Origin of the sequence: Mesorhizobium sp. CC13 (genome assembly GCF_039907765.1) — a bacterium.
Classification (GTDB): domain Bacteria; phylum Pseudomonadota; class Alphaproteobacteria; order Rhizobiales; family Rhizobiaceae; genus Aminobacter.
Window position 1 is genome coordinate 295,454 of sequence record NZ_JARDJI010000002.1, and the last position, 25,636, is coordinate 321,089.

Below are 25,636 nucleotides of genomic sequence, written 5' to 3' on the forward strand. Positions count from 1 at the left end.
CTTTCCGGCAGGCTTAATGGTCAAGTCATCAGATGATTTGATCATTGAGCCGATGCAACCCGCCATTCGCACCAATCTTGCCGATAGTGCAGCCGAGAGCCTGCGAGCCGAGATCGCCGCCGGTCGCTGGGCCTTGGGGAGCCGCATTCCGAACGAGGCGGCGCTGTCCGACATGCTTTTGGTCAGCCGCGGCACGGTGCGGGAGGCGGTTCGGATGCTGGTCTCGCAAGGGCTCCTGGAGACCAGGCAGGGGTCGGGTACCTATGTGCGCTCGACCGTCGACCCGGCTGCTGCGCTCGCCCGGATAAAGCGCTCAGGCCTGCGCGACCAGTGGGAGGCCCGCGCTGCGCTCGACGTGGAGGCAGCACGCCTGGCGGCCTTGCGCCATGTGCCGGCCGACATCGAGAGGATGCGAGGCCTGCTTGCTGCGCGCGAAACCGTGGCCGATGGCGGACGCGAGGCCTTCATCCGCCGCGACATCGCCTTCCATCGCTTCATCGTCGAGGCGTCGGGCAATCGTGCGATGCTCGAACTCTACGATTTCTTCACGGCGGCCATCGCGGAAACCATCCACTCGACGATCGAGAGCGACCTTCCCGAGCCCGATGTGCAGGCCCATGCGGCAATCGTCGACGGCGTCGCCTCCGGCGATCCCGATCGGGCGGCTGCCGCCGTCCGCGCCTTCATGGCGCCCGTGCTTCTCGAACTCGATCGGCTTCTTTCGCAATGAACCAGACCTTCCGCCAGCCCGATTCGCGGGCCCGCGCCGTGGCCATCGACGACCTCGGCGACCAACTGATCGATGTGGAGGACAGCCTGCCCAAGCCGCAACCGCCTGCGTTGCATGGCGGTGGCGCGCGATTCGTCCTCGGCGCCAGCCTGGTGCTGATCGCATTCAATCTCAGGCCGCTGTTCTCCAGCCTTTCGGTGCTGCTGCCCGAGGTGATGCAGGCGACAGGGCTGACCACCGCGGGTGCCAGCCTGCTCACGACGCTGCCGGTGCTGTGTCTTGGGCTCTTTGCCCCTTTGGCGCCGAAACTGGCACAGCGCTACGGTGCCGAGCGGACGCTGCTTGCCGCACTCATGCTGCTGACAGCCGGAACGGCGCTGCGCGGCCTCGCTTCGGTGCCGCTGCTGTTCGTCGCGAGCTTCATGGCGGGTGCGGCGATCGCGGTCAGCAACGTGCTGCTGCCCGGCCTGGTGAAGCGCGACTTCCCTGACAAGGCGGCGATGATGACCGGCCTCTACACCATGGCCCTCTGCGCGGGGGCGGCCTCCGCCTCGGGGCTGACCCTGCCCATCGAGCACCGGCTGACCGGCTCCTGGTCCGGCGCACTGGCCGCATGGGCGGTGCCCGCATTCGCCGTTCTGCTCGTCTGGGCGCCGCAGGCACTCGGCAGCCGCAGGCAGGCGAGCCACAGCGGCTTCCGCGTCGTCGGGCTCTGGCGAGATCGTCTGGCCTGGCAGGTCACGCTGTTCATGGGCCTGCAGTCGGCGCTCGCGTATTGCGTCTTCGGCTGGCTGGCACCGATCCTGCGCGAGCGCGGCTTCGATGCCACGACCGCTGGCGCGATCGTATCGCTGTCTGTGATGGCTCAGGTGGTCACTTGCGTGGCGGTCCCGTCCATCGCCATCCGCCGAAAGGACCAGCGCGGGGTCACTGTCGCGCTCGTCGCGGCAGCGGTGATCGCGCTGCTGGGCATACTTTTTGCGCCCACCTCGACCGTATTGTGCTGGGCGGTCCTTCAAGGCGTCGGCCAGGGTGGCCTCATCGCTGCGGCGATGACACTGATCGTGCTGCGTTCCCCGGACGCGCATGTCGCCGCCCACCTGTCCGGCATGGCGCAGGGCGTCGGCTATACGATCGCTGCCTTCGGCCCCCTGCTGGTCGGGCTGATCCGCGGCTGGACCGGCGGCTTTGCTGCCACCGCGGTCCTGTTCGTCGCGCTGGCGCTCGGCGCCGCCATCATGGGAATGGGGGCCGGCCGCGCCCTTCATGTCGGCGCAAGGACCATCCGCGTCTCCAGCCTGCCCTGACGTCGAACGTTGCGGCAAGGGCACAAGCCCCTATCTTTGCTGCTGTGCCGAGCAGAAGGAGATCAGCCATGGCCAAGCGGGAGTTCAAAATAAGCACGCCGGACGGCATTGCCGGGGCCGGGCTGTTCAGGTCCGTCGACAAAACCCGCGCCGGCGTCATCCTCTACATGGATGCCTTCGGGCCGCGTCCGGCGCTCGACCAGATGGCCGAACGCCTGGCAGGGCAGGGCTATGCAGTGCTGGTGCCGGACCTGTTCTATCGCGCTGGCGCCTACGGCCCGTTCGATGCCAAGACCGCGTTTGCCGAAGAGAAGACCCGCGCCGAGTTGCGCGCGCTGATCGGCGGCACCACCCAGGCGATGACGATGCGCGATACCGGCGCGTTCATCGAAGCACTAGCGGCCGAAGGCATATCCGGCCCGATCGGGACGGTCGGCTACTGCATGGGCGGATCGCGGGCGCTGAACGCGGCTGCCGCGCATCCGGACCGCATCGTTGCGGCGGCCAGTTTCCATGGCGGCAATCTGGCCAGCGACGCGCCCGATAGCCCGCACCGCAACGCGGCCCGGCTCAAGGCGCGCGTCTATGTCGGTTCCGCCGGCGTCGATGGCAGTTTTCCACCGGAACAGTCGGCGTTGCTCGCCGAGGCACTGCGTTCTGCAGGCGTCGACCACATCATCGAAAACTATGTCGGCATGGGGCACGGCTGGTGCGTTCCCGACCATGGCGTCTACGATGCCGCCGGCGCCGAACGACACTGGAAGCGCCTGCTGACGCTGTTCGACGAAACGCTGGGCTAGCCGCCGGCTTTGCCAATTCCGCCGCGGTCGGCTATCAGGCCGGCGAAATGCGCCCGGGTTGAACCGGGCGTCGACGATCTCACCAGTGGAAAGCCTTGATGCAATCATTCGACGTCGTGGTGATCGGCGCGGGCGCGGCCGGCATGATGTGTGCAGCCGAGGCCGGCAAGCGCGGCCGCTCGGTGCTGATCGTCGACCATGCCGCTGCGCCGGGCGAAAAGATCCGAATTTCCGGCGGCGGCCGCTGCAACTTCACCAACATCAACGCCGCACCGAAGCATTTTCTCTCGCAGAACCCGCATTTCTGCATTTCGGCGCTGAGCCGCTACACCCAGAAAAACTTCATCGGTCTCGTCGAGCGCTACGGCATCGCCTATCACGAGAAGACGCTCGGCCAGCTGTTCTGCGACGGCTCGGCACGCCAGATCATCGACATGCTGGTGACCGAGATGCGCGACGGCGGTGTCGAGATGCGGCTCGCCACCAAGGTCGAAGGCGTCAGCCGGATCGGCGACGGCTTCGAACTTGCGCTGACCGGCGGCAAGGTTCGGTGCTCGTCGCTTGTCGTCGCCTGCGGCGGCAAATCGATCCCCAAGATGGGCGCGACCGGCTTCGGCTATGAGATTGCGGAACAGTTCGGCCTGCCGGTGGTCGAGACACGGCCTGCGCTGGTACCTCTCACCTTCGACGCCAACACGCTTGCGAAGCTGGCCCCACTCTCCGGCGTCGCCGTCGATGCCGAAGTCGGCTGCGGCAAGGCGAGCTTTGCCGAGGCGATGCTGTTCACCCATCGCGGCATCAGCGGGCCTTCGATCCTGCAGATTTCGTCCTACTGGCGCGAGGGCGACGAGATCGCGATCTCGATGCTCCCCGGAGCAGACGTCGCGGGCCTCTTGCGCGAGGCCAAGCGTACCAACGGTCGCCAGGCGGTCCAGACCGTCCTTGCCGCACATCTGCCCAGGAAGCTCGCCCAGACAATCGCCGAGCGGCTCGGCTTCAATGGCAATCTCGCCGATCTCAACGACGCCCACCTGAAGGCGGTCGATGCAGCGGTCAATCAGTGGCGCATCAAGCCGGCCGGTTCGGAGGGCTACCGCACGGCGGAGGTGACGCTCGGCGGGGTCGATACGCGTGTGCTCGACCAGAAGACCATGCAGGCCAAATCGGTGCCCGGCCTCTATTTCATCGGCGAGGTCGTCGACGTCACCGGCTGGCTCGGCGGCTACAATTTCCAGTGGGCCTGGTCGTCGGGCTGGGTGGCCGGACAGGCGGTCTGAAAATTTTCTTTTGACCACCCCAAGGATTGCCCAAAAGCTCTCGTCCAAGTGGCGATGATGGCGATGACGCTTCAAGAGGGCGAGGCCTCCGACTCAGAACTGGTCGGACGAGCGCGCGATGGCGACAGGCAGGCTTTCGGCGAACTCGTCGGAAGGCACTACGACTTCATCCATCGCGTCGCCTGGCGCTGGTGCGGCAATGCATCGGATGCCGAGGACATCGCCCAGGACGTGTGCGTGCGGCTGGGGCGTGCCGTCAGGGACTATCGCGGCGGCTCGGCCTTCACCACCTGGCTCTATGCCATGACCATCAACGCCGCACGCGATGCGCTGCGCAAATCGTCGAGGGACATGGCCAAGACCGCCGCATATGGCGTCCACGCACTGGTCGCGGGCGAACCAGAGGGTGGCGAAGACCCGACGGAAGCCTTGTGGGCCGCCGTACGCCAGCTGCCGGACAAGCAGCGCGACGCGGTGCTTTTGGTTTATGGCGAGGGCCTGTCGCATGCCGATGCGGCCGAGGCCATGGCCATCGCGGAGGCAACGGTCTCCTGGCACATCCATGAAGCGAAGAAACGGTTGAAGCTCTTGATGCGCTCGGCCGGGGAAGAATGATCATGGTCGACGACAACGAACTCGACATGCTCAGGAACATGCAGGCGCCGGCGCCGAATGCCGAGGCGAAGGCGAGCGCGCTGGCGGCTGCCATGTCTGCCTACGACGAAGAAAAAATCTCTCCGGCGGCCCAAGGAACGGGCGAGGACAATCGTCTCACCGAACGAGCAAGGAAGCTCTGGAGAGACATCATGCAGAAGAAGCTGATCGCGGCGCCGGCTCTCGCCGGGCTCGTCGCCCTGCCGATTGCGGGTTACGCCACGTTCTATCTGATCGAGGAATCGCCGTTCCGTTTGCCGGCGCCTGAGGCCAAGCAGGAGGCGCGCGAGCGCGTCGAGCCGTCGACTGCAGCACAGCAAGCTGCCAAGCCGAACGCCGAGGCAGGCCGGATCGCCGAAACCCTCACTGCGGCCAGGGCGAAATCGGACGTTGCCGACGAGGAAGCAGCCGCGACGAACGAAGCCGCGCCCGCGATGCCCGCGCCGGCGCCGATGGCCGACGCGGCGGCGCCCGTCGTCCGGATGACCGCGCCTCAGGGCATGCCCACCCTCATGGCCGAGCCGCAGGGCGCCATCGCCCCGTCGGACCTGCCGATGCCGCGCGAGGAAAATCGCGACCGCATCGAGGACTTCAAGACCAACCCGGTGCGCTCGGCGCTGGAGGATCCGGTTTCGACCTTCTCCATCGACGTCGACACGGCGTCCTATTCCTTCGTCCGCCGTTCGCTGAAGGAAGGCATCCTTCCCCAGCCCGACACCGTGCGGGTCGAGGAGATGGTCAACTACTTCCCATATGACTGGAAGGGGCCGGACTTGGCGTCGACGCCGTTCAACACCGCCGTCAGCGTCATGCCGACGCCGTGGAACGAGAACACCAAGCTGATGCATGTCGCCATCAAGGGCTACGACGTGCAACCGGCGCAGCGGCCGAAGGCGAACCTGGTGTTCCTGATCGACGTGTCGGGCTCGATGGACGAGCCGGACAAGCTGCCGCTGCTGCGCTCGGCCTTCCGGTTGCTGGTCAATAAGCTGGCCGCCGATGACACCGTTTCGATCGTCACCTATGCCGGAGACGCCGGGACCGTGCTCGAGCCGACCAAGGCGGCGGAGCGCGACAAGATCCTGGCTGCCATCGACACGCTGGCACCGGGCGGATCGACGGCGGGCGAGGCGGGCATCCGCGAAGCCTACCGGCTGGCCCAAAAGTCCTTCGTCAAGGACGGCGTCAACCGGGTGATGCTGGCGACCGACGGCGACTTCAATGTCGGCCAGACCGATGACGACGACCTCAAGCGGCTGATCGAGGAGAAGCGCAAGTCGGGCGTGTTCCTGTCGGTGTTCGGCTTCGGCCGCGGCAATCTCAACGACCAGATGATGCAGACCATCGCCCAGAACGGCAACGGCACTGCGGCCTATATCGATACGCTGGCGGAGGCCGAGAAGGTGCTGGTGCAGGATGCGTCGTCGACGCTGTTCCCGATCGCCAAGGACGTGAAGATCCAGGTCGAGTTCAATCCGGCGGCGGTCGCGGAATATCGGCTGATCGGCTACGAGACCCGGGCGCTGAACCGCGAGGATTTCAACAACGACCGCATCGATGCCGGCGAGATCGGCTCGGGCCATTCGGTGACGGCGATCTACGAGATCACGCCCAAGGACAGCCCGGCGCTTGCCATGGACCCGCTGCGCTACGGCCAGGCGGCCACCAACAACGGCGGTGTCGCCAATGCCGACGAATATGCCTTCGTGAAGATCCGCTACAAGGCGCCTGACGGCGACGTCAGCAAGCTGATCACCACGCCGGTGAGCAAGGCGAACGAGGTCGCGAGCTTCGAAGCGGCCGGCACCGACCAGCGCTTCTCGGTGGCGGTGGCGGCCTTCGGCCAGAAGCTGCGCGACGAGGATGCGACATCGAAGCTCGGCTACGAAAAGATCGCCGAGATCGCCTCGGCGGCGCGCGGTGCCGATCCTTACGGCTATCGCGCCGAATTCCTGTCGCTGGTGCGGCTGGCGTCTTCGCTCCAGGGCAGCAAGCAGTAGCAACGACCTGGCTTGGGCAGGTGGGCCGGCCGGCGGAAAGGGGGCTTTCCGCCGGCCGATCTTTTGTGGTCTCTAGGCGTCCACCCGAAATCACGAAGGCGGGGCATCGGAGAGCCGAATGGCCGACAGGCAACCGGACGAATGGGACATCGCGCATGGCGGCCTTCGCTCGCTGTCGTCGCGCGAGATCAAGGCATTCTGGGACGGCTATCTCGCCCGGCGCAGCGATCCCAGGATACGCCACGGCAGCCTCTATTCGCGCTGGCGCCATGTCTCGGACGATCTCGTCGTTTCGCTCTACCTCACCAATCGAAGCGTCGGGCTGTTCGTGCGCGGTCAGCGTGGCGAGAGCTATGCGACCACCGTCAATCGGCTCGCGGCCTTCGAGCCCGGCCTCGGGCGGGCGCTCGGTGTCAGCCTGCGCGGCAATTACAATCTCTGTTACCTGTCCAACCATCCCGTCGCAATGGTCGATCCGGCCAACTGGCCGGCGGCCTATGCATGGCTGGAGCGACAGGAGGAGCACTTCAGTAAGACCCTGACTGACGTCGTCGTTGGGGCGTAAGTCGCAAGCGGGCACCGGATTCCGCTCGCGCCTCATGTGGTTCCGAGCGCGACGATAGTAAGCTGCTGAAATAAAGAACAAAAATTCTGTTTTGGTGGGCAGGCGAGGGCGCTCTTCGTCGGCCCTTTTCGCGCGGCTGCAACTCGTCCGTCGGAAAATCCTTACGTTCTATCTTGTAAAAGATATATCTTTGAATAGATATAGCGGTATGAAGCGAACATCCTGGAGAGGCACAGACATGTTCAACCACCCCAATTTCAATCATCGCTGCGGCGGAGAATGGTCCATGTCGGGCCAGCATGAAGGCGGCAGGGGCGGCGGCCGGCACGGTCGCGGCGGTCCCTTCGGTCGCCATCGTGGCGGCCCCTTCGGCGGCCGTGGCCCGCGCATGTTCGATCCCGGCGCGCTGCGCCTTGTCGTGCTAGGCCTGATCGCCGAGGAACCGCGCCACGGCTACGACATCATCAAGGCGCTGGAAGCCAAATTCCAGGGTGCTTACAGCCCGAGCCCGGGCGCCATATATCCGATGCTGCAGATGCTTGAGGAGGCCGACCTCGTGTCGTCGGCGGCCGACGGCAACAAGCGGCTCTATTCGATCACCGAGCAGGGCAAGGCCTATCTCGCGGAAAACGCGGCGGAGCTCGCCAAGATCAATGCCCAGATAGACGAAGCCTCGACGCAGGTCAGTGGCGTGGCGCTTGGCGACGAGGTCAAGGCCCTGAACTTCGCAGTGTTCAGCCGGCTGCGCAGCGGCTCGCTGACGGCTGCTCAGGCCGAGAAGGCGCGCGAGATTCTCAAGAAGGCTCGCCGCGACCTCGAAGACCTCTGACGGCCGTCAATCCCGAGCCTGGAGTTCCCGCCGCGTGAGGCGGGAACTTCCGACAATTCAAGTCAAAAGCCAGCGTCTCCACGAACCGGATCGCAACGATCCGCGGCTAGGACAGCCATCGGGCAAGGTGGGGGCTTGGAATGCAGGTTGATGGTCCGACTTCTGGCGCGGCGGCGTTCGCGCCCGCTTCGGCTGTTTCACAGTCCCGCGTGGCGGGCCGCGCCGAAAATCTGGTGGCCGCAACAGCCACTCGAGCCGAGCGCTCGGCCGGCAGCAGTACAAGCGCCTTGGACGATGCGCACCGAACGGCGCTGTCCGCGCTGCGCAACGAGCGATTTGGCCTGGTCATGGAAAGGCTTGCGGACGTCCGGATATCGGACGCGCTTGCGGTGATGCGGCCGGTCGAAGGGGCAGGGACCGACACCAGGTCGGCCCTCGCCCGCTACGATGAGAACAGCTGAACAGGTCAGCTGCGGCGGCGGCGTTCGCGGCGGCCTTCGCCGCCTTCGCCCGAACCGGCATCGGCCAGCTTGTTGCGCATCGGGCCGATGCGCTCGATGATGGTCTCGACGGTCGGGCGCGCGTCCTTCCGGTGGCCGTCGAGCGCCTTGCGCATCGCGGCGAGATGTTCGAACGAGGTGCCGCAGCAGCCACCGATGATCCTGGCGCCGCCGTCGACCGCGAGCCGCACGTAATCCGACATCAGCTCCGGCGTGCCGGAATAGTGGATCTCGGTTCCGCGAAACTCGGGGATGCCGCAGTTGCCCTTGACGATAACGGTCGCCTCCGGCTTGGCCGCGGTCATGTCGAGCAGCGAGGCGAGGATGTCGGACGCGCCGACGCCGCAGTTGGCGCCGACGCCCAGCGGCGCCTCGGCCAGACCGTCGGCAACGGCGTGGATGTCCTTGGGCAACAGGCCCATCATGGTGCGGCCGGCGGTGTCAAACGAACCGGTATAGGTATAGGGCAGGCCAACGCGGATCGCGGCCTCGGCCGCGGCGCGGATCTCGTCGGGGGCCGACATGGTCTCGATCCATGCGACTTCGGCGCCACCGGCCTTCAGCCCCTCGATCTGCTCGGCGAAGGCCTCCACGGCCTGATCGTAGGTCAGTGCGCCGAGCGGCACCAAAAGCTCGCCGGTCGGGCCGACGGAGCCGGCGACGATGACCTTGCGGCCGGCCTTGTCGGCGACCGAGCGGGCGATCTCGGCGGCGCGCTTGTTGAGCTCGAAGACGCGATCCTGCGCATGATGCAGCTTGAGACGATGGCGCGTGCCGCCGAAGGAATTGGTGAGGATGATATCGGCGCCCGCATCGACGAACTTCTGGTGCAGCGTCTCGATCTTCTCGGGTGCGCTTTCGTTCCAAAGCTCGGGAGCTTCGCCGGCCTCCAGGCCCATGCCGAACAGGTTTGTCCCGGTGGCGCCGTCGGCAAGCAGGATCCCCTTTTCGGCGAGCAGGACGTCGATCGGATTGGCGGTCATCGAGACGGCTTTCATGTGAATGGAAGATGGATAAGGATATAAAGAAGTCTTTATGTCCAGTCAATGTCCAGCATATCGACGGAGGCAATCTCCGCGCGCTTGTGTCCAGTCCGGCGGGTGATCAGCGGGTGAAGAAGCTTGTCGCCAGCTTGCGGGCAAAGGCCGCCGTCTCGTGCGGATTAATGTCGGCGGCGCGGATCAGGTTCTCGAAATGGCGGGTCAGGGTGCGGATCGGCTCTGTGGCGTAGAGCACCAGATACATGTCGCCGACGTAAAGGGCGGCGCGTGCCTGGCCGAAGATCGTGTAGGGCACGGAATACCGAAGCCGACCGTCGTAGAGAAACAGGCGGAAGGTCGGATAGAGGTCGTCGAGCAAGTCGGCCATGTGACGCAGTTGCGCCCGGCGGTCGCGATCGGGAAGGCCCGACCAGACGCCCAGTCCGCGTGCGAAAATCTCCAGCGTATGGCGCGGCATGCAGACCTCCATGTCGGTCTCCGGCCTGCGGTTGTAGTCGATGCGGTATTGCGTCTCGCCCGCCTGCGCCTCGCGGCTCTTCTTCGAGATGTCGGCCTCGTAGTCGATCAGCGCCTCCGTGCGCAAGAGGTCGGGAATGCCGGCCGGCACGTAGCGGATCTTGGTCCCCGCCGCTTCCGCGTGCCACTTGGCAATCAGCGTTCGCTCGAAGCCGCCCGACGCCTCCTCGATTTCGAGGCTCTCGCGGATCTCGCCGGTGACGCCTTCGTCCTGGCTGAGCCCGAGCAGCCAGTCGAGCGAGACCTTGTGGGTCGAAGCGATCGTCAGCAGCGTTTCGGCCCGGGGCAACCGAGTCGTGGCGCCAGACAGCAGTTGCGACAGCGCCGAGCGGTCGATGTCGATGGAGGCCGCGAAAGCCGACTGGTTGAGCCCTGAGCGCTGAACCAGCGTCTTGATGCGTTCCCTGAACACTTCGGAGAGATCGCGTTTGTCCATGGCGGGGCCTTCCTGGATTCGAATTGCTTTCGGCGGCATATCCGCGTGGGGAATTAGATTCAGCTTCCGCACTGTTTACTAAATATAACAACTGCGGCCTAAGAAGCGCAATGTAAACATTATGTGCGCATTGTCGCGTTGAAGCCATACATGATTACTGACAACCTTATGTCAGGAACCATCAGGTTCCGGCATGAGGGGACAGCAGGCAGCAGCATGGCAAAGAGCAGAAAAAGGCGCAGCACGACCACGGCAGTGGAGTGGCCGACAGTATTTCTCATCGCTGCCTGTTATGCCGTCTGGCTCGTCGCCGGCGGCCTGCTGTGGCCGACCTTTCCCATCGTGGCCCTGATTGTCCTGTCTCTGACGGTGGCGCTTCAGTCATCACTGGTGCACGAAGTGCTGCACGGCCATCCGACACGCAATGCGCTGGTCAACGAGGCGCTGGTGTCGCTTCCGATCGGCCTCCTCTGGCCGTACCGGCGCTTCAAGACCATTCACCTGCGCCACCATGCCGACGAGAAGCTGACCGACCCGTTCGATGACCCCGAGAGCTATTATCGGGCGCTGTGGCAGCATGAGCAGCTGCCGGGTGCGATGAAGTTCGTGCTCGAGGTCAACAATACCATGGCAGGGCGCTTCGTGCTCGGGCCGCTTCTGTCTTGCATCGGCTTCTTCGTCGATGATGCGAAGTCGATCGCCGCTGGCGACAAGGCCATCCGCAAGGCCTGGCTTCTGCACGGGGCGGGGCTCGCGGTGATCCTTCCCGTCATCCAGTTTGGCTTCGGCATGCCGATCTGGCTCTACGTGCTGGTTCCCGTCTGGCTCGGACATTCCGTGATCTCCGTCCGCACCTTTGCCGAGCACCAGTGGTCCGAGCATCCGGAAGGGCGAACGATCATCGTCGAACGCTCGCCGCTGTCCATCCTGTTCCTCAACAACAACCTGCATTTCGTGCACCACAAGAGCCCCACCGTGGCCTGGTACAAGCTGCCGGCGCTGTTTCGCGCGCGCCGCGACGAGTGGCTCAGGATGAACAAGGGCTATGCCTATCCGAACTACCTGTCGCTGATCCGCGCCTATGCATTCCGCGCCAAGGAGCCGGTGTGTCATCCCGTACTGCGCCGCACCCCCGAGGCCGGCAGGGCGTTTGCGCCGCGCATCAGGGCGCGCAATGTCAACGGGCTGGGTACGGCGCCCGTACCCGCCGAACCACCGAAAGAATGAGCCCCCCTTCGCTTGCCAGCAGACGCAATTGAGCTTGAAATAATTGTCATGAGCACTTTCATAGCCGCACTGCCTATGTATGACTGGCCCGAAATTCGGGCGGACGTCGATGCCCAATGGGCAACCCTGCGTGAAAGGCTGCGGGCAGCGGGATACGACGCCCCGGAGCGTCTTGCCCGATGCAACCGCGACATGCCGGCCGTTCCAGGGGGAATCCGCAACCGCGCCGGCGAGGTGATCGCTCCCGACCCGGCAACACTGCCCCCAGAAGATTTCGATCTGGCGACGCTGTTCCGGCATCCGCAACTCCTGGTCGGCCAGACGTGCTGGGGACCCATGGAGAAGACCGGGCTCGCTGCGGAAGTTCGGGTCATCGGCCAGCCGAACTACGACGGCATCGAAGGCGGGCGTGGCGATCTCTATTCCAGCGCGATCGTCATGCGAGCGGGCGCGGTCGCCTCGCAAGTCGCCGCGACGGCAGACAATGCGGCGCAGATCCCGCTGGAGCTCATCCGCGGCAAGCGCTTCGCCTTCAATAGCCGGGATTCAATGTCTGGTTATGACGGCATTTCCCGCGATCTTGCGGCTCTGGGCGAAAGTCTCGACATGTTCTCCGAGCAGGTGGAGAGCGGCGGCCATCGCTCATCGCTCGCCTACATCGTCGAAGGCAGGGCCGATGTGGCAACCGTCGATTGCCGGAGCTGGACGCTGGCACAGCGTTTCGAACCAGCGGCCAGGGGGCTCGTTGTCGTCGGCTGGACAGGCAAGCGCAAGGGTCTGCCGTTCATCACGGCGGGCAGCACACCCGGCCCGGCGAAACTCACCGACATCATTGCCGGAATGGCTTGAGTTCCTCACGCAATTGAGGGTTCCGGGGGAGCCTCAAAAAGCCGAGGATCACCGGCCCAGCAAGCGGCTATCGAGCGGGTAGACGGAGAGCTGCTCATGGCCGGCCTCGGTGATGAGCACTTGTTCTTCGATCTTGACGCCTTCATGCCCGCCAAGGCGGCCGATGTAGCTCTCGACACACAGCACCATGCCAGGTTCCAGCTCGCCGTCGGGCGTGTCGATTGTCCAGTCGGCTGCATGGGGGAGGGTCGGGTACTCGTCGGCGAGGCCGACGCCGTGGTAGAGCACGCCGTAGCGCGCCGGAAAGCAGTCGGGCGGCGGCACCGCCGAACGTTCGACCAGTTCGCGGAAGCCGATGCCTGGCCTCAGCAGCGAGACATTGTGAGCGATCTGGTCGGCGGCGATCTTGTAGAGGTCGCGCTGTTCGCCTGTGGGCGCCCCGTCGCCGCACAGCCATGTGCGCGACAGGTCGGCGCAGAAGCCGTAGGGGCCGATGAGGTCGGTGTCGAAGGCGACGAGGTCGCCGGCTTCTAGGATGCGCGACGAGCACTCCTGGAACCATGGATTGGTGCGTGGGCCCGAGGCCAGGAGCCGTGTTTCGATCCATTCGCCGCCACGGGCGATGTTGCCACGGTGCAGTTCGGCCCAGAGTTCATTCTCGGATATGCCGGGGCGGAGTGCCGCCTCCATCTCGCCCATGGCCGCCTCGCAGGCGACGATGGCGCGGCGCATGCAGAGGATCTCGTCCGGGGACTTGATCAGGCGGGCGTTCTCCATCACCGCCTCGCCATTGCCGACCGAGATGCCGAGCCGGGCAAGCGCCTCGACGCCCTCATGGTCGAGATGGTCGACGGCGATACGGCCAATGCCGCCGCCGTGCTCGCGCACGACGTCGGCGATGCCCTGAGCCCAGCGCTCTACCTTCATGGCGGTCAGTTCGGCGCTGTAGAGATACATCCACGACATTGCCGGGCGGACCTCGGCGACGACGCCTGAATGGTCGGACAGGTGCTCGCAGGAGAAATAGTCGAACAGCACCACCGGGCCGTCGGTGGCCACGAAGCAGTGGCGTGTCGGATTGTGCGCCACCCACAGCTGCATGTTGGTGCTGTCAGTGGCGTAGCGGATGTTGACGGGATCGTAGAGCAGGGCGCCGGCATAGCCGCGCCGCCGGAGCTCAGTGCGAATGCGATCGAGACGGTATCGGCGCATGGCGCCAAGATCGGGTGCGGCAATGCCCGCCGCCGCCCACTCGGCCTCGGCGACCGTTCCATAACCGAGGACGTGGCTGTTGAGCGAGGCTGCCTTGGTGCGGGCTTGTTCGCGCAGTGCTTCCGTCGAGCCGGGTTCGAAAGGCATGATCTTGCGGTGGCGGCCGAAGTTCGTGCCAGCACTCATCGTAGGTCATCATGGAGTTGTCGACCCCCACTCCGGTTTGCTGCGCAAACCACCTCTCCCCCGATCGACGGGGGAGAGGAAGGGCGGCCGCAGTCGGCGCGCCCTTCATTTCTCCAAACCGGAGTGTGCTGGGCCAAGTTCATGGCCAATCTGCCAGCAGAATGAGGCGCATTTCCTCTCCCCCGGGCAGGGGGAGAGGTGGCGCGCGCAGCGCGACGGAGTGGGGGTGATTGCCGATCATCGGGGGCAAGGCGTGGCTATTTACCCCCGCATCTTTTCGCCGCTCGGATCGAAGGGCGGCTCGACATTGATGCGCGCAGGGCGGCGCTTGCCGAGGATTTCGATCTCGAACAGGCCGTCGGCTTCGTTTTCGGCAAGTGCTGCCGGCACATAGCCCTGCGCCATCGATTTCTGGACATAGTGGGCGTAACCGCCCGACGTCACCCAGCCGACCACGCGCCAGTCGCCGTCGACGATGCCGCGCACTGCGGATGCGCCGGTGGCGGCGTCCGAACCGCGCACCTCCTTGCCGGTCTCGTCGAAGCGCGGCGCGCCGTAGCCATGCGGCTTCTCGACCGTGCCGAAGTCCTTGTTGCCGACCTTCGCCCAGATCGGCTCGTCGCCCATCACGTCGGCGTCGAGCGCGTCGACATAGAAGGAGACGCGGCGCAGCTTCGGTCCCTCGGCATGTTCCTTGGCGGCTGCCTCGCGGCCGATGAAGTCGTTCTTCTCGAGCTTGATGAAGCGCTCCATGGAGCCCTCGAACGGCCCGTAGATCGGACGAAGTTCGCGGAACCAGGTCGGGAAGTTCTTCTCCAGGCGCATGGAAAGCAGGGCACGCATGCCGAAATCGACGATGCCGAACTCCTCGCCGGCCTCTTTGATCGCCTTGTAGACGAGGCGCTGGTAGGTGGGAGCCATCCAGATTTCATAGCCGAGATCGCCGGTATAGGTGATGCGGTTGACCATGCAGGGCGCGCCGCCCACCGCCATCTCGCGGAAATCCATGAAGCGGAACGCCTTGCTCGAAACATCGACGTCGACCAGCTTGGCAAGAAGCGCCTGCGACTTGGGGCCGGCGATCGAGAGGCCGACGAGCGTCTGGTCGTAGCGGTGGATGCGCACCGAACCGTCCTTGGGCAGGTGCTTTTCGAACCAGCGCATATGATACTTCTGCGCCGCCGACGAGCCCCAGATCATGAACTTGTCATCGCCCGACTTGGCGATGGTGAAGTCGCCGATCAGCCGGCCGAACTCGTTCAGCATCGGGGTCAGCACGATGCGGCCCTTCTTCGGCATGCGGTTGGTCATCAGCCGGTTGAGGAAATCCTCGGCGGCAGGGCCCGAGACCTCGTATTTGGCGAAGTTGGCGATTTCGGTCACGCCGACGCTTTCGCGCGTCGCCCGGATTTCGTTGCCGATGTGTTCGAAGTCGTTGGAACGGTGGAAGGAGACGATGTCCTTGGGTTCCGTCCCCTTCGGCGCGAACCAGAGCGGCGTTTCCAGGCCCCAGCTGTCGCCCATGACCGCGTTGTTGGCGACCATGGTGTCGTAGAGCGGCGTCGTTTGTGCCGGCCTGGCGGCCGGCAGTTCCTCGTTGGGGAAGCGGATCGAGAAGCGGCGCGAGTAGTTCTCGCGCACCTTGGCGTTGGTGTAGCGCAGGCCTGCCCATTCGCCGAAGCGGGCGACATCCATGCCCCAGACGTCGAAGCCGGGGTCGCCGTGGACCATCCAGTTGGACAGCGCGAGGCCGACGCCGCCGCCTTGGCTGAAGCCCGCCATGACGGCGCAGGCGCACCAGAAATTGGTCAGGCCCTGCACCGGGCCGACCAGCGGGTTGCCGTCGGGCGCGAAGGTGAAGGGGCCGTTGATGACCTGCTTGATGCCGGCGTTCGCGATGCCCGGGAAGTGCTGGAAGCCGATCTCCAGCGACGGGGCGATGCGGTCGAGGTCGGGCGCCAACAGTTCGTGACCGAAATCCCAAGGCGTGTTGACCGGCGACCACGGCTTGCAGGCCTTCTCGTAGGTGCCGAGCAGGATGCCGTTGCGCTCCTGGCGCGTGTAGATCTCGCCCTTGAAATCGAGCACGCCGATCATCTCGCGGCCGGTTTCCTTGTTGAAGGCCTCGACCTCGGGCATTGGCTCGGTGAGCAGGTACATGTGCTCCATTGCGAGCACGGGCAACTCGACGCCGACCATGCGGCCGACCTCGCGCGCCCACAGGCCGCCGCAGTTGACGACGTGCTCGGCCTTCACGGTGCCCTGTTCGGTGATGACGTTCCAGGTGCCGTCCGGATCCTGCGTCAGTTCCTTCACCGGATTGCGCAGCACGATCTCGGCGCCGAGCTTCTTCGCCGCCTTGGCATAGGCGTGCGTGGTTCCGGAGGGGTCGAGATGGCCTTCGACCGGGTCCCACATGGCGCCGACGAAGTGCTTCTCGTCCATCAGCGGGAACATCTTTTTGGCTTCGGACGGCGTGATCAGCTCGGTGTCCATGCCGAGGTAGCGGCCCTTGGCGTGCGCCAGGCGCAGGAAGTCCATGCGCTCGGGGCTGTCGGCCAGCATGACGCCGCCGGTCAGGTGCAGCGAGCAGGACTGGCCGGAAATCTCCTCCAGCTCCTTGTAGAGCTGGACCGTGTAGGCCTGGAGCTTGGCGACGTTGGGGTCGCCATTGAGGGTGTGGAAGCCGCCGGCGGCATGCCAGGACGAACCGGAGGTGAGCTCCGAGCGCTCGATCAGCATGACGTCGGTCCAGCCGGCGCGGGCGAGGTGGTAGAGCACCGAGCAGCCCACCACGCCGCCACCGATGACAACCGCTTTCACATGGGATTTCATGAGGTTATATCCAAGTTTGAAGAAGATGAATCGTGCGGGTCGCTTTGCACGACCCGCTGACTAAGAGTGAGATGCTCGACGGGGGGCACTGCCGTCCGAGCGACGACGAATCGAAGGTCTTGCGCTTCGATGTTCGCGCTCAGCCGACCGGACAGTGCCGCTAGGATTGTCTCGCAGACCGCGGAGCGGAGCTTGAGTACGTCAGTGTTCCAGAAACGCAGCACTGAATAGCCCTGCGACTGCATGAAATTGTCGCGAATGCGGTCTCTCGAGCTTTCAGCGTGCTGACTTCCGTCGACTTCAACGACCAGCCACTTCTCCCTACATGCGAAATCGGCGAAGTATGGCCCGATCGGCAATTGGCGTGTGAAGCGATGGCCGCCGAGCTTCCTGTTCTTCAGTTCGAGCCAAAGCAGGGCTTCTGCCCTGTTTCCACCTTGGCGAAGCTTGCGTGCGCGGGCAGTGGTGCCTCGCCGGCGGCGGCTACGATTGGCTGATACGACTTCCCCCACTCCGTCGCCGCTTCGCGGCGCCACCTCTCCCCCCTCCGGTGGGAGAGGAAGGGAGCCCGGTCCGTCTGTCTTTCGGCTTTCGGGAATGTTGTGGCGGTCCAGAACGAAACGCGCTTCCTCTCCCCCGTCGAGCGGGGGAGAGGTGGTCGGCGGAGCCGACCGGAGTGGGGGTCGATCCGGCGAAGCCATGGATCAAAAATCCGTCGGTGCGCCGCCTTCGGCCTTGCGCTTGTCGACGAAGGCGTTGAGCTCCTCGCGGATCGCCGGGTCGATCCACGGCTCCTCGTAGGCGGCGAGGCGCTCCTTCCAGATGCGGTTGGCGCGCTGGATCGCGGTCGGCGAGCCGGCCTCCGCCCAGGTCTCGAAATTGCGCCAGTCGGAGATGATCGGCGCGTAGAAGGCGGTCTTGTAGCGCGACTGGGTGTGGGCGGTGCCGAAGAAATGGCCGCCGGGGCCGACGTCACGGATGGCATCGATGGCGAGCGCGTCCTCGGAGAGATCGAGCGGCGTCAGGAACTCCGCCACCATCTGCAGGAGGTCGATGTCGAGGATGGTCTTTTCGTAGGAGCAGGTCAGCCCGCCCTCGAGCCAGCCGGCGGCGTGCTTGACGAAATTACCGCCGCCCTGGACGCAGCCCCACAGCGAGAACACGCTCTCATAGGCAGCCTGCGCATCCACGGTGTTCGCCGCGCAGACATTGGAGGTGCGGTAGGGAATGTTGTAGCGGCGCGCGAGCTGACCGCCGACCAGCTGCGCCTTCATGTATTCAGGCGTACCGAAGGCGGGCGCACCCGACTTCATGTCGACGTTCGAGGTGAACCCGCCATAACCCACCGGCGCACCCTTTCGCACCATCTGCGAGAAGGCGAGGGCGGCGAGCGCCTCGGCGTTCTGCTGCACCAGCGCGCCGGCGATCGTCACGGGAGCCATGGCGCCGGAAAGCGTGAATGGCGTCACGACCACCAATTGCCCGTGCGACGACATCTGCACGATGCCTTCCATCATGGGAACGTCGAGCTTGAGCGGCGAGTTGGTGTTGATGATGGTCAGGACCGACGGCTCCTCGACGAACTGCTCCATCGAGACGCCGCGGGCGATGCGGGCGATCTCCATGCCGTCGACGTTGCGTTCCTTGCCCAGCGAGTAGCAGTGGAACACCTTGTCGGTCAGCAGCGCGAAGTCGCGCAGGCAGTCGAGGTGGCGGACGGACGGGTGGATGTCCACCGGCTCGACCGGATAACCGCCCGTGACATGCAGGATGTTGTGCATCTGCCCGAGCTTGACCAGATTGCGGAAGTCCTGGTGGTTGCCGGCGCGGCGGCCGCGATCGGTATCCGAACAATTCGGCGCCGAGGCCATCTGCGCGAAGATGACGTTGTCGCCGCCGAAGCGGACGTTGTGCGCCGGGTTGCGGGCGTGAAGCGTCACCTCCGAGGGGCAGGATGCCATGTATTCCATGATCATGTCGGGGTCGAAGCGGACGCGATGAGAGCCTTCGGCCACGTCGGCGCCATGGCGCTTCATCGTGGCGCGCGCCTCGTCGTGGAGAACCTCGACGCCGATCTCCTTGAGCACGCGGAGCGAGGCGAGGTGGATCGATTCCAGCTCGTCGTCGGAGACCAGTTTCGTCGGGGAAAAGGGGATCTTCAGCTGTCGGAAAGGCGGCTGCTCGAAAGCCGAAGAGCCGGATCGCTTGCCGGCACGGCCGCCACGTCGGGCTCGTTCGGCGGCGGCAGCCGGTTCGGCGGAGGTCAGGGCCACGGTCATCGGAATCCTCACGGCAGGTCGAATTGTCGTGGGCATATTGGACCGGGCGGTCGGCACTCATTGCGGAAGCGGCGACCAATAGCGCGAGGGAAGCGACATGCCGCGATGCCGGAATGTCGGGAACGCAGCCGGCGCTGTCGCGAGGCAGATGAGACCAGCGGCGGTCGCCGGACCGCCGCCGGTCGGCGAGAGGTCAGTCGGCCTTGGCCACGTGCCAGACACCACCCTTGCCGTCGCCGGTCACATCTCCGGCCTTCTTGTCCTGGGCGAACGTGTAGAGGGGCTTGCCCTCATAGGCCCACATCTTGGAGCCGTCGTCGCGGGTGACGAGCGTCCATTCGCCCTCGTCCTTGGCGTCGTCGGCGGCCATCAAGGGCGGCCAGTTCTTGGCGCAGTCGCCGTTGCAGGCGGATTTGCCGGCGCTGTCCTTGTCGTAGGTGTAGAGCGTCATACCATTGGCGTCGGTGTAGATCTTGCCGGCTGAGCTATCCATGACCTTGGCGGGCTCGGCGGCGAGGCTTGCCGCGGTGCTCAGGAACAGGACGGCGAGGGCTGAAACTACGGTTTTCATGCTGATGACTCCCTGGGGATCGGACTCGGCCGACGGAAGGCCGGCCTACAGGCAGTCAACGTTCCTGGGAGGCCCGGTATTCCGGCACTCCGGAGAACGGCTGGTTGTGCTTGTCGTTGGACGAGGTCGCGGGTTACATTGACTGTATGAGAGCGCCGCAAGCCCATGTTCCTGTGCAGGCTGCATCGAAGCCGTCGCCGCGCACGCGGCACACGGAGCTTCTCCGACTCTGCGCGCGCATCGGCTATTCGCCGCCACGCCTTGCTTGAATCCGCACCGGCAGCTGCCGGATTGATTCAAGAGGAAGGCACAACCCAATGACCTATCAGAATTATTCGCTGAAGCAGCTTCAGCAGATCGACGCCGCGCATCACCTCCACCCCTTCACCGACCACAAGGAACTGCGCGAAATCGGGTCGCGCATGATCACCCGCGCCGAAGGCCCGTTCATCTATGATTCGGAGGGGACGGAAATCCTCGACGGCATGGCGGGCCTTTGGTGCGTGAACATCGGCTATGGCCGCAACGAGCTGGCCGAGGCGGCCTATGCGCAGATGAAGGAGCTGCCCTACTACAACTCCTTCTTCAAGTGCACGACGCCGACGCCGGTGCTGCTTTCCAGGAAGCTGGCCGAGCTCGCGCCGAAGAACATCAGCCAGGTGTTCTATGGTTCGTCGGGTTCGGAAGCCAACGACACCGCGCTCAGGCTCGTGCGCCATTACTGGGCGCTCCAGGGCAAGCCGAACAAGAACCGCATCATCTCGCGTAAGATGGCCTATCACGGCTCGACGGTCGCGGGCACGTCGCTCGGCGGCATGGAAGGCATGCACAACCAGCTTGGCGGCGCGGTGCCGAACATCGTCCACGTAATGATGCCCTATGCCTACGAACTCGCTTTACCGGGCGAGAGCGATGACGATTTCGGCCTGCGGGCCGCCAAGGCGGTCGAGGACGCCATTGTCGAGGCAGGTGCCGAGAACGTCGCGGCCTTCATCGGCGAGCCGATCATGGGCGCGGGCGGCGTGAAGATCCCGCCGGCAAGCTATTGGCCGGAAGTGCAGCGCATCTGCCGCAAGCACGATGTGCTCCTCATGCTGGACGAGGTCATCACCGGCTACGGGCGCACCGGCGAGTGGTTCGCGGCCCAGACCTTCGGCATCGAGCCCGACACGATCACCACCGCCAAGGCGCTGACCTCCGGCTATCAGCCGCTTTCGGCGCTGCTGGTCGGCGATCGCATCGCATCGACGCTGGTGGAGAAGGGCGGCGAGTTCTATCACGGCTACACCTATTCGGGGCATCCGGTGGCCTGCGCGGTGGCGCTCAAGAACCTCGAGATCATCGAGCGGGAAGGCCTGGTCGAACGGGTCAAGAAGGACACCGGTCCATATTTCGCGCGGATGCTCAAGGAACGCATCGCCGGCCACGGCCTCGTTGGCGAGGTGCGCTCGGTCGGCCTCATGGGAGCCATCGAGATCGTCAAGGACAAGGCGACCAGGGAACGTTTCTCGCCGGTCGGTAGCGCTGCGGTCACAGTGCGCGACCATGCCATCGCCAACGGCATGATGCTGCGCGCCACCGGCGATTCGATGATCCTGTCGCCACCGCTGATCTGGACCCGCGCTACCATCGACATGGCCGGCGATCGCATCCTCAAGGCGCTCGATCTCGCCGAGCGCGACCTTAGGAAGGCATGAACCGAGAGCCGGGCAGGGCAGCCTGCCCGGCTTGCTTGAACGGGAGGAAATGATGAGCGGCAAACCGATCGTGCCTTTGATCGAGTACGAGCAGGCAAACGAGGCGGTTCGAGCCGTCTATGACGACATCATGGCCACCCGGAAGGTCGAGTGGGTCAATAACTTCTGGAAGGTGCTGGCACACGACCCGGCGCTGCTGAAGCGCACCTGGGAGACGTTGCGCGAGGTCATGGCGCCCGGCGCGCTCGACCCGCTGGTCAAGGAAATGATCTACATCGCCGTTTCGGCGACCAATGGCTGCGAATACTGCACCTATTCGCATACCGCTTCGGCACGCGGCAAGGGCCTCAGCGAGGCGCAGCTGATGGAACTGCTGGCGGTCGTCGGCATGGCCAACGAGACCAACCGACTGGCGAATGCGTTGCGCCCGCCGGTGGACATCCAGTTCGAACCCAGGGACTAGCCGCTTTACGCTTGTTCGCGATCAACGGCAGGTTTATTGTGCGGTGCACAATAAACCTGCCGTTCCGTTGCAGATTGAACAGGAACGGCATGCAGGCGGAGAGGTTCGCATGAGCAGCAAGCGGTTTGCGCGCGCCTCGCGCCAGTCCACGGCCATTGCCGGCAGCCTGATGCTGGCGCCCATGGTCGTGGCCATGCGGCTGCCGATGATGGCGACCGAGGCGAGGTCCGGAAAGATGCTCAAGGGCGAAAGCCTGACGGCGGTCACCGAAAAGACCGCCGCGATTGCGGAGGGCGTCGTTGCGGCGCAGATCTCCTACTTCAACTCGGCCATGCAGTTCTGGCCCGAGGTGCTTGCGGGAAAGACGCCGTCGATGCTCACCGGCGTTGCCGCGCAGCGTTCGGTTGCAGCCGCGCTGCGTCCCACCAGCAAACGCGTGAAGGCGAACTTCCGGCGGCTGTCGGTCAAGTCGGCTGACAGGAGCGGTTGAAGCGCGGGTAGGGCGGAACGCAAAAACCGCGTCCCGGACGGGAACGCGGCTTTGCCACTTGAACGCATGGCCCTTCGCAACGCTTGACCGGCGAAGGTTACGGCTCCGGTACGCGAGACCTGATCCGGAGCGCGACGGCTGCGATGACCGCCTTGCAAACCGTTTTAACCGGACATCGTTACCGCGTGGTTATCGAGAGCTTAATCAATTCTAAATTTTGAACTTTTTCGACTTCTACAGGCTTCGGCCAGCGCAATCTACTATCGGACTTGTTCCGAACGGGTTCGTATCTTGCCGGGCCATATGGACGTCGTCAGCCTGCGTCGCCGCGCAGGAACTTGATGATGCCCGAGAAGTCGGTGCCGCCATGGCCCTGGCCGGCAAACAGCGAATAGAGCTGGGTCGCCTCGGCGCCGAGTGGCGTGGCGGCGCCCGCCTGCTGGGCGGCTTCCTGCGACAGCTTCAGATCCTTCAGCATCAAGGCAGCGGCAAAGCCGGGCTGGTAGTCGCGATTGGCCGGCGAGTTCGGCACCGGGCCGGGGACGGGGCAGTAGGAAGTCAGCGACCAGCACTGGCCCGACGAGGTCGACGCCACGTCGAACAGCGCCTGATGCGAAAGGCCGAGCCTTTCGGCGAGCACGAAGGCTTCGGCGACGCCGATCATCGAGATGCCGAGGATCATGTTGTTGCAGATCTTGGCGGCCTGGCCGGCACCCGCCTCGCCGCAATGGACGATGCGGCCGGCCATCGGCTTCAGCACCGGCTCGGCCACGTCGAAGGCGGCCTTGGCGCCACCCGCCATGAAGGTCAGGGTACCGGCGGCCGCGCCGCCCGTTCCCCCGGACACAGGGGCGTCGATAGATAGCAGGCGGTGCTTGCCGGCGATGGCATGCGCCTTGCGGGCGGAATCGACATCGATCGTCGAGGAATCAATGAGCAGAGCGCCTTTCTTCACCTTGGTCGCGATATCCTCGTAGACCGACAACACATGCTTTCCGGCCGGCAGCATGGTGATCACGACATCGGCGTCCTTCACCGCCGCCACCGCGTTGGCCATCACCACGACGCCGTTGCCCCTTGCCGTTTCGAGATGCTCGGGCATCAGGTCGAAGCCATGGACGGCATGCCCGGCCTTGACGAGGTTGGCTGCCATGGGGTTGCCCATGTTGCCCAGGCCGATGAAGGCGATGGTGGTCATTGAGAGGTCCTCCGGTGGAAGGGAATAGGGCAGTACGGGAGTAGGGCAGTATGGGGAGGAAGCGAAGGCTGAGCTTACTGCCTTACTCCCGTACTGCCCTGTTCCCCTAGCTCCTACCGATCAGTTGACGCGCGATGATGACGCGCATGATCTCGTTGGTGCCTTCGAGGATCTGGTGGACGCGCAGGTCGCGTACCAGCTTCTCGATGCCGTAGTCGTGCAGGTAGCCGTAGCCGCCGAGTATCTGCAGGGCGTTGTTGGCCACGTTGAAGCCGGTGTCGGTGACCAAGCGCTTGGCCATGGCCGACCACTTCGAGGCGTCATGCGCCTTGCGGTCGAGCTTGGAGGCGGCGGCATAGAGGAACAGCCGGGCGGCCTGGAGCTCAGTCTCCATGTCGGCGAGGCGGAATTGCAGCGCCTGGAAGCGGTCGATCGTCTGGCCAAAGGCCTTGCGCTCGGCGGCATAGGCGAGTGCCTTGTCGAGCGCCGACTGCGCGCCGCCGACCGAGCAGGCGGCGATGTTGAGGCGGCCGCCGTCGAGGCCGGCCATGGCGATGCCGAAGCCCGCGCCTTCGTCGGAGAGCAGGTTTTCGGCCGGTACCTTGCAATCGTCGAAGATCACCTGGCGGGTCGACTGCATGTGCCAGCCCATCTTGTGCTCGTTGGCGCCAAACGACAGGCCTGGCGCATCCTTGGGCACGACGAGTGCCGAAATTCCCTTGGGGCCGTCGGCGCCGGTACGCACCATGGCGACATAGACGTCACTGTCACCGGCACCGGAGATGAATTGCTTGGTGCCGTTCAGGACGTAGTCGCTGCCGTTGCCGCCGCTGCGCACGGCCTTGGTCTTGAGAGCCGCCGCATCCGAACCCGAGCCCGGCTCGGTCAGGCAGTAGCTCGCCAGCCATTCCATCGACGTCAGCTTGGGCAGGAAGCGCCGGCGCTGCTCCTCGTTGCCGAAACGGTCGATCATCGATGCGGCCATGTTGTGGATGGAAATGAAGGACGAGAATCCCGGGCAGGCCTGTGCCAGTTGCTCGAAGACAAGCACGGCGTCGAGGCGGCTGAGAGCCGAGCCGCCGACATCCTCCTTGACATACAGGCCACCGAAGCCGAGCTGGCCGGTCTCGCGAATGACGTCTTCGGGGAAGTGCTTGGCCTTGTCCCATTCGAGGGCGTAGGGGGCGACCCGCTCGGCGGCAAAGCTGCCCGCCATTTCACGGATGGCCAGTTGGTCCTCGTTGAGTTCGAACTGACCGGCTGTCGCTTCGATTGCGGCGTCCATGTCGGCCTCCCTGACGTTTTTGGCTATGCACGGCGATCAATCTAGACCAATGATGCGCCCGCGCAACCCGATGACCGACAGAGCGGCTGTGCGAAAATGCGTGGGCGACAGGCGACGTGACGACAATTTTTGATGAGCTGCTGGCGGCGTTCCGGGACTATCTGGAAATCAGGGCCGAGGTCCCCACGGTCCGTGATTTTCTCACCGATATCGACTGGGCGATGCCGCCACGGGCGCTCGAGCCGAAGGCCATCCCATGTTCTAGTCTTCTCGACCGCACCGTTGACCTTGCGTCCGACACGACGCGCCCATTGGCGGCACTGCTTGCAAGGCACCGGGACCAGCTCCGCTGGGGGCAGACCTATACTGCCGTCGATTTCGGCCAGCATTTCATCGACAATTACGGCTGGGTCGAGCTGTTCGGCACGCGCGGGCATTTCGACAACGACAAAGTTGCGGCCGGCTTCCTGGTGCTCGGGCCGGGGATCGAGTATCCAGACCATCACCACATCGCCGAGGAACTCTATGTTCCGCTGACCGGCGTCACCGAGTGGCGGATGGGGGACGCTGCCTATCGGATGCGCGGGGCCGACGAGGTCGTCCATCACGCTTCGAACGTCGATCACGCCATGCGCACCGGTACGGAGCCGCTGCTTGCGCTCTATCTCTGGCGCGGCGGGCCATTGGCGCAGCGCTCGACGATCACCGCCAACCGGGGAGCCGAGTGAC

At 64.9% G+C, this 25,636-nt stretch carries 24 protein-coding genes; 15 read left to right on the top strand and 9 right to left on the bottom strand.

Translation table 11 applies throughout. The features are described from left to right. Window positions 1–52: 52 nt before the first annotated feature. The 9 genes from PV773_RS04500 to PV773_RS04540 all read left to right on the top strand — a co-directional run bounded on the left by PV773_RS04500 (window position 53) and on the right by PV773_RS04540 (window position 8,623). Window positions 53–730, top strand: a complete 678-nt coding sequence (locus PV773_RS04500) for a FadR/GntR family transcriptional regulator (RefSeq protein ID WP_347965187.1) — start codon at window positions 53–55, stop codon at window positions 728–730. After that, on the top strand, window positions 727–2,037 hold the full coding sequence (locus tag PV773_RS04505) for an MFS transporter (RefSeq protein ID WP_347965188.1): 1,311 nt from the start codon (window positions 727–729) through the stop codon (window positions 2,035–2,037). Before PV773_RS04500 ends, PV773_RS04505 begins: the two co-directional genes overlap by 4 nt. A gap of 68 nt (window positions 2,038–2,105) precedes the next feature. After that, window positions 2,106–2,837 carry a dienelactone hydrolase family protein gene (locus PV773_RS04510; RefSeq protein ID WP_347965189.1) on the top strand — a complete coding sequence of 244 codons (732 nt, stop codon included), beginning with the start codon at window positions 2,106–2,108 and terminating at the stop codon, window positions 2,835–2,837. 98 nt (window positions 2,838–2,935) lie between these two features. Continuing rightward, the gene (locus tag PV773_RS04515; protein WP_347965190.1) at window positions 2,936–4,114 is read left to right on the top strand and encodes an NAD(P)/FAD-dependent oxidoreductase; all 1,179 of its coding nucleotides are present in this window, start codon (window positions 2,936–2,938) and stop codon (window positions 4,112–4,114) included. Window positions 4,115–4,171: 57 nt separating this feature from the next. Further along, window positions 4,172–4,729, top strand: a complete 558-nt coding sequence (locus tag PV773_RS04520) for an RNA polymerase sigma factor (protein WP_347965191.1) — start codon at window positions 4,172–4,174, stop codon at window positions 4,727–4,729. Between the two features lie 2 nt (window positions 4,730–4,731). Beyond that, window positions 4,732–6,768, top strand: a complete 2,037-nt coding sequence (locus PV773_RS04525; protein ID WP_347965192.1) for a VWA domain-containing protein — start codon at window positions 4,732–4,734, stop codon at window positions 6,766–6,768. A 118-nt stretch (window positions 6,769–6,886) separates the two neighbouring features. Next, complete coding sequence (locus PV773_RS04530; protein WP_347965193.1) at window positions 6,887–7,333, top strand: hypothetical protein; 447 nt, start codon at window positions 6,887–6,889, stop codon at window positions 7,331–7,333. A 286-nt stretch (window positions 7,334–7,619) separates the two neighbouring features. Beyond that, the gene (locus PV773_RS04535) at window positions 7,620–8,162 is read left to right on the top strand and encodes a PadR family transcriptional regulator (protein ID WP_347965194.1); all 543 of its coding nucleotides are present in this window, start codon (window positions 7,620–7,622) and stop codon (window positions 8,160–8,162) included. 140 nt (window positions 8,163–8,302) lie between these two features. After that, window positions 8,303–8,623 carry a hypothetical protein gene (locus PV773_RS04540; RefSeq protein WP_347965195.1) on the top strand — a complete coding sequence of 107 codons (321 nt, stop codon included), beginning with the start codon at window positions 8,303–8,305 and terminating at the stop codon, window positions 8,621–8,623. A gap of 5 nt (window positions 8,624–8,628) precedes the next feature. Here PV773_RS04540 and bmt read toward each other — a convergent pair whose 3' ends face one another. Together bmt and PV773_RS04550 are read right to left on the bottom strand one after the other, a co-directional pair. Continuing rightward, window positions 8,629–9,645, bottom strand: a complete 1,017-nt coding sequence (gene bmt, locus PV773_RS04545) for a betaine--homocysteine S-methyltransferase (RefSeq protein ID WP_347965196.1) — start codon at window positions 9,643–9,645, stop codon at window positions 8,629–8,631. Between the two features lie 121 nt (window positions 9,646–9,766). Further along, window positions 9,767–10,615 carry a helix-turn-helix transcriptional regulator gene (locus PV773_RS04550; protein WP_340038941.1) on the bottom strand — a complete coding sequence of 283 codons (849 nt, stop codon included), beginning with the start codon at window positions 10,613–10,615 and terminating at the stop codon, window positions 9,767–9,769. Window positions 10,616–10,831: 216 nt separating this feature from the next. Between PV773_RS04550 and PV773_RS04555 the strand changes: the two genes are divergently transcribed. After that, window positions 10,832–11,842: a fatty acid desaturase gene (locus tag PV773_RS04555; protein WP_347965197.1), complete on the top strand. Its 1,011-nt coding sequence runs from the start codon at window positions 10,832–10,834 to the stop codon at window positions 11,840–11,842. 48 nt (window positions 11,843–11,890) lie between these two features. After that, the gene (locus PV773_RS04560) at window positions 11,891–12,691 is read left to right on the top strand and encodes a PhnD/SsuA/transferrin family substrate-binding protein (RefSeq protein ID WP_347965426.1); all 801 of its coding nucleotides are present in this window, start codon (window positions 11,891–11,893) and stop codon (window positions 12,689–12,691) included. Window positions 12,692–12,739: 48 nt separating this feature from the next. Here PV773_RS04560 and PV773_RS04565 read toward each other — a convergent pair whose 3' ends face one another. From PV773_RS04565 to PV773_RS04585, 5 genes are all read right to left on the bottom strand, one after another. Further along, window positions 12,740–14,089 carry a Xaa-Pro peptidase family protein gene (locus PV773_RS04565; RefSeq protein ID WP_347965198.1) on the bottom strand — a complete coding sequence of 450 codons (1,350 nt, stop codon included), beginning with the start codon at window positions 14,087–14,089 and terminating at the stop codon, window positions 12,740–12,742. Window positions 14,090–14,350: 261 nt separating this feature from the next. After that, window positions 14,351–16,924, bottom strand: a complete 2,574-nt coding sequence (locus tag PV773_RS04570; protein WP_347965199.1) for an FAD-dependent oxidoreductase — start codon at window positions 16,922–16,924, stop codon at window positions 14,351–14,353. Continuing rightward, entirely contained in the window at window positions 16,921–17,436 is a 516-nt protein-coding gene (locus PV773_RS04575; RefSeq protein WP_347965427.1) for an endonuclease domain-containing protein, read from the bottom strand. Before PV773_RS04575 ends, PV773_RS04570 begins: the two co-directional genes overlap by 4 nt. 192 nt (window positions 17,437–17,628) lie before the next feature. Further along, window positions 17,629–19,203 carry a trimethylamine methyltransferase family protein gene (locus tag PV773_RS04580; protein ID WP_347965200.1) on the bottom strand — a complete coding sequence of 525 codons (1,575 nt, stop codon included), beginning with the start codon at window positions 19,201–19,203 and terminating at the stop codon, window positions 17,629–17,631. Window positions 19,204–19,396: 193 nt separating this feature from the next. Then, window positions 19,397–19,774, bottom strand: a complete 378-nt coding sequence (locus tag PV773_RS04585) for a hypothetical protein (protein WP_347965201.1) — start codon at window positions 19,772–19,774, stop codon at window positions 19,397–19,399. Between the two features lie 317 nt (window positions 19,775–20,091). Between PV773_RS04585 and PV773_RS04590 the strand changes: the two genes are divergently transcribed. The 3 genes from PV773_RS04590 (at window position 20,092) to PV773_RS04600 (ending at window position 22,424) form a co-directional block, all read left to right on the top strand. After that, a complete protein-coding gene (locus tag PV773_RS04590) occupies window positions 20,092–21,471 on the top strand; it encodes an aspartate aminotransferase family protein (RefSeq protein ID WP_347965202.1) in 1,380 nt (459 codons plus the stop codon). A gap of 49 nt (window positions 21,472–21,520) precedes the next feature. Beyond that, complete coding sequence (locus PV773_RS04595; protein ID WP_347965203.1) at window positions 21,521–21,934, top strand: carboxymuconolactone decarboxylase family protein; 414 nt, start codon at window positions 21,521–21,523, stop codon at window positions 21,932–21,934. 109 nt (window positions 21,935–22,043) lie between these two features. After that, window positions 22,044–22,424, top strand: a complete 381-nt coding sequence (locus PV773_RS04600; RefSeq protein ID WP_347965204.1) for a hypothetical protein — start codon at window positions 22,044–22,046, stop codon at window positions 22,422–22,424. 313 nt (window positions 22,425–22,737) lie between these two features. On the opposite strand, the gene mmsB is transcribed toward PV773_RS04600, so the two are convergent. Then, window positions 22,738–23,622, bottom strand: a complete 885-nt coding sequence (gene mmsB, locus PV773_RS04605; protein ID WP_347965205.1) for a 3-hydroxyisobutyrate dehydrogenase — start codon at window positions 23,620–23,622, stop codon at window positions 22,738–22,740. A 106-nt stretch (window positions 23,623–23,728) separates the two neighbouring features. Continuing rightward, complete coding sequence (locus PV773_RS04610; protein WP_347965206.1) at window positions 23,729–24,907, bottom strand: isobutyryl-CoA dehydrogenase; 1,179 nt, start codon at window positions 24,905–24,907, stop codon at window positions 23,729–23,731. A 116-nt stretch (window positions 24,908–25,023) separates the two neighbouring features. Between PV773_RS04610 and PV773_RS04615 the strand changes: the two genes are divergently transcribed. Next, entirely contained in the window at window positions 25,024–25,635 is a 612-nt protein-coding gene (locus PV773_RS04615; protein WP_347965207.1) for a dimethylsulfonioproprionate lyase family protein, read from the top strand. Window position 25,636 lies beyond the last annotated feature (1 nt).

Coding starts and splice junctions, on each gene's coding strand:
- PV773_RS04500 (WP_347965187.1), top strand. CDS start 53: ATGCAACCCGCCATTCGCACCAATCTTGCCGATAGTGCAGCCGAGAGC.
- PV773_RS04505 (WP_347965188.1), top strand. CDS start 727: ATGAACCAGACCTTCCGCCAGCCCGATTCGCGGGCCCGCGCCGTGGCC.
- PV773_RS04510 (WP_347965189.1), top strand. CDS start 2,106: ATGGCCAAGCGGGAGTTCAAAATAAGCACGCCGGACGGCATTGCCGGG.
- PV773_RS04515 (WP_347965190.1), top strand. CDS start 2,936: ATGCAATCATTCGACGTCGTGGTGATCGGCGCGGGCGCGGCCGGCATG.
- PV773_RS04520 (WP_347965191.1), top strand. CDS start 4,172: ATGGCGATGACGCTTCAAGAGGGCGAGGCCTCCGACTCAGAACTGGTC.
- PV773_RS04525 (WP_347965192.1), top strand. CDS start 4,732: ATGGTCGACGACAACGAACTCGACATGCTCAGGAACATGCAGGCGCCG.
- PV773_RS04530 (WP_347965193.1), top strand. CDS start 6,887: ATGGCCGACAGGCAACCGGACGAATGGGACATCGCGCATGGCGGCCTT.
- PV773_RS04535 (WP_347965194.1), top strand. CDS start 7,620: ATGTCGGGCCAGCATGAAGGCGGCAGGGGCGGCGGCCGGCACGGTCGC.
- PV773_RS04540 (WP_347965195.1), top strand. CDS start 8,303: ATGCAGGTTGATGGTCCGACTTCTGGCGCGGCGGCGTTCGCGCCCGCT.
- bmt (WP_347965196.1), bottom strand. CDS start 9,645: ATGACCGCCAATCCGATCGACGTCCTGCTCGCCGAAAAGGGGATCCTG.
- PV773_RS04550 (WP_340038941.1), bottom strand. CDS start 10,615: ATGGACAAACGCGATCTCTCCGAAGTGTTCAGGGAACGCATCAAGACG.
- PV773_RS04555 (WP_347965197.1), top strand. CDS start 10,832: ATGGCAAAGAGCAGAAAAAGGCGCAGCACGACCACGGCAGTGGAGTGG.
- PV773_RS04560 (WP_347965426.1), top strand. CDS start 11,891: ATGAGCACTTTCATAGCCGCACTGCCTATGTATGACTGGCCCGAAATT.
- PV773_RS04565 (WP_347965198.1), bottom strand. CDS start 14,089: ATGAGTGCTGGCACGAACTTCGGCCGCCACCGCAAGATCATGCCTTTC.
- PV773_RS04570 (WP_347965199.1), bottom strand. CDS start 16,924: ATGAAATCCCATGTGAAAGCGGTTGTCATCGGTGGCGGCGTGGTGGGC.
- PV773_RS04580 (WP_347965200.1), bottom strand. CDS start 19,203: ATGACCGTGGCCCTGACCTCCGCCGAACCGGCTGCCGCCGCCGAACGA.
- PV773_RS04585 (WP_347965201.1), bottom strand. CDS start 19,774: ATGAAAACCGTAGTTTCAGCCCTCGCCGTCCTGTTCCTGAGCACCGCG.
- PV773_RS04590 (WP_347965202.1), top strand. CDS start 20,092: ATGACCTATCAGAATTATTCGCTGAAGCAGCTTCAGCAGATCGACGCC.
- PV773_RS04595 (WP_347965203.1), top strand. CDS start 21,521: ATGATGAGCGGCAAACCGATCGTGCCTTTGATCGAGTACGAGCAGGCA.
- PV773_RS04600 (WP_347965204.1), top strand. CDS start 22,044: ATGAGCAGCAAGCGGTTTGCGCGCGCCTCGCGCCAGTCCACGGCCATT.
- mmsB (WP_347965205.1), bottom strand. CDS start 23,622: ATGACCACCATCGCCTTCATCGGCCTGGGCAACATGGGCAACCCCATG.
- PV773_RS04610 (WP_347965206.1), bottom strand. CDS start 24,907: ATGGACGCCGCAATCGAAGCGACAGCCGGTCAGTTCGAACTCAACGAG.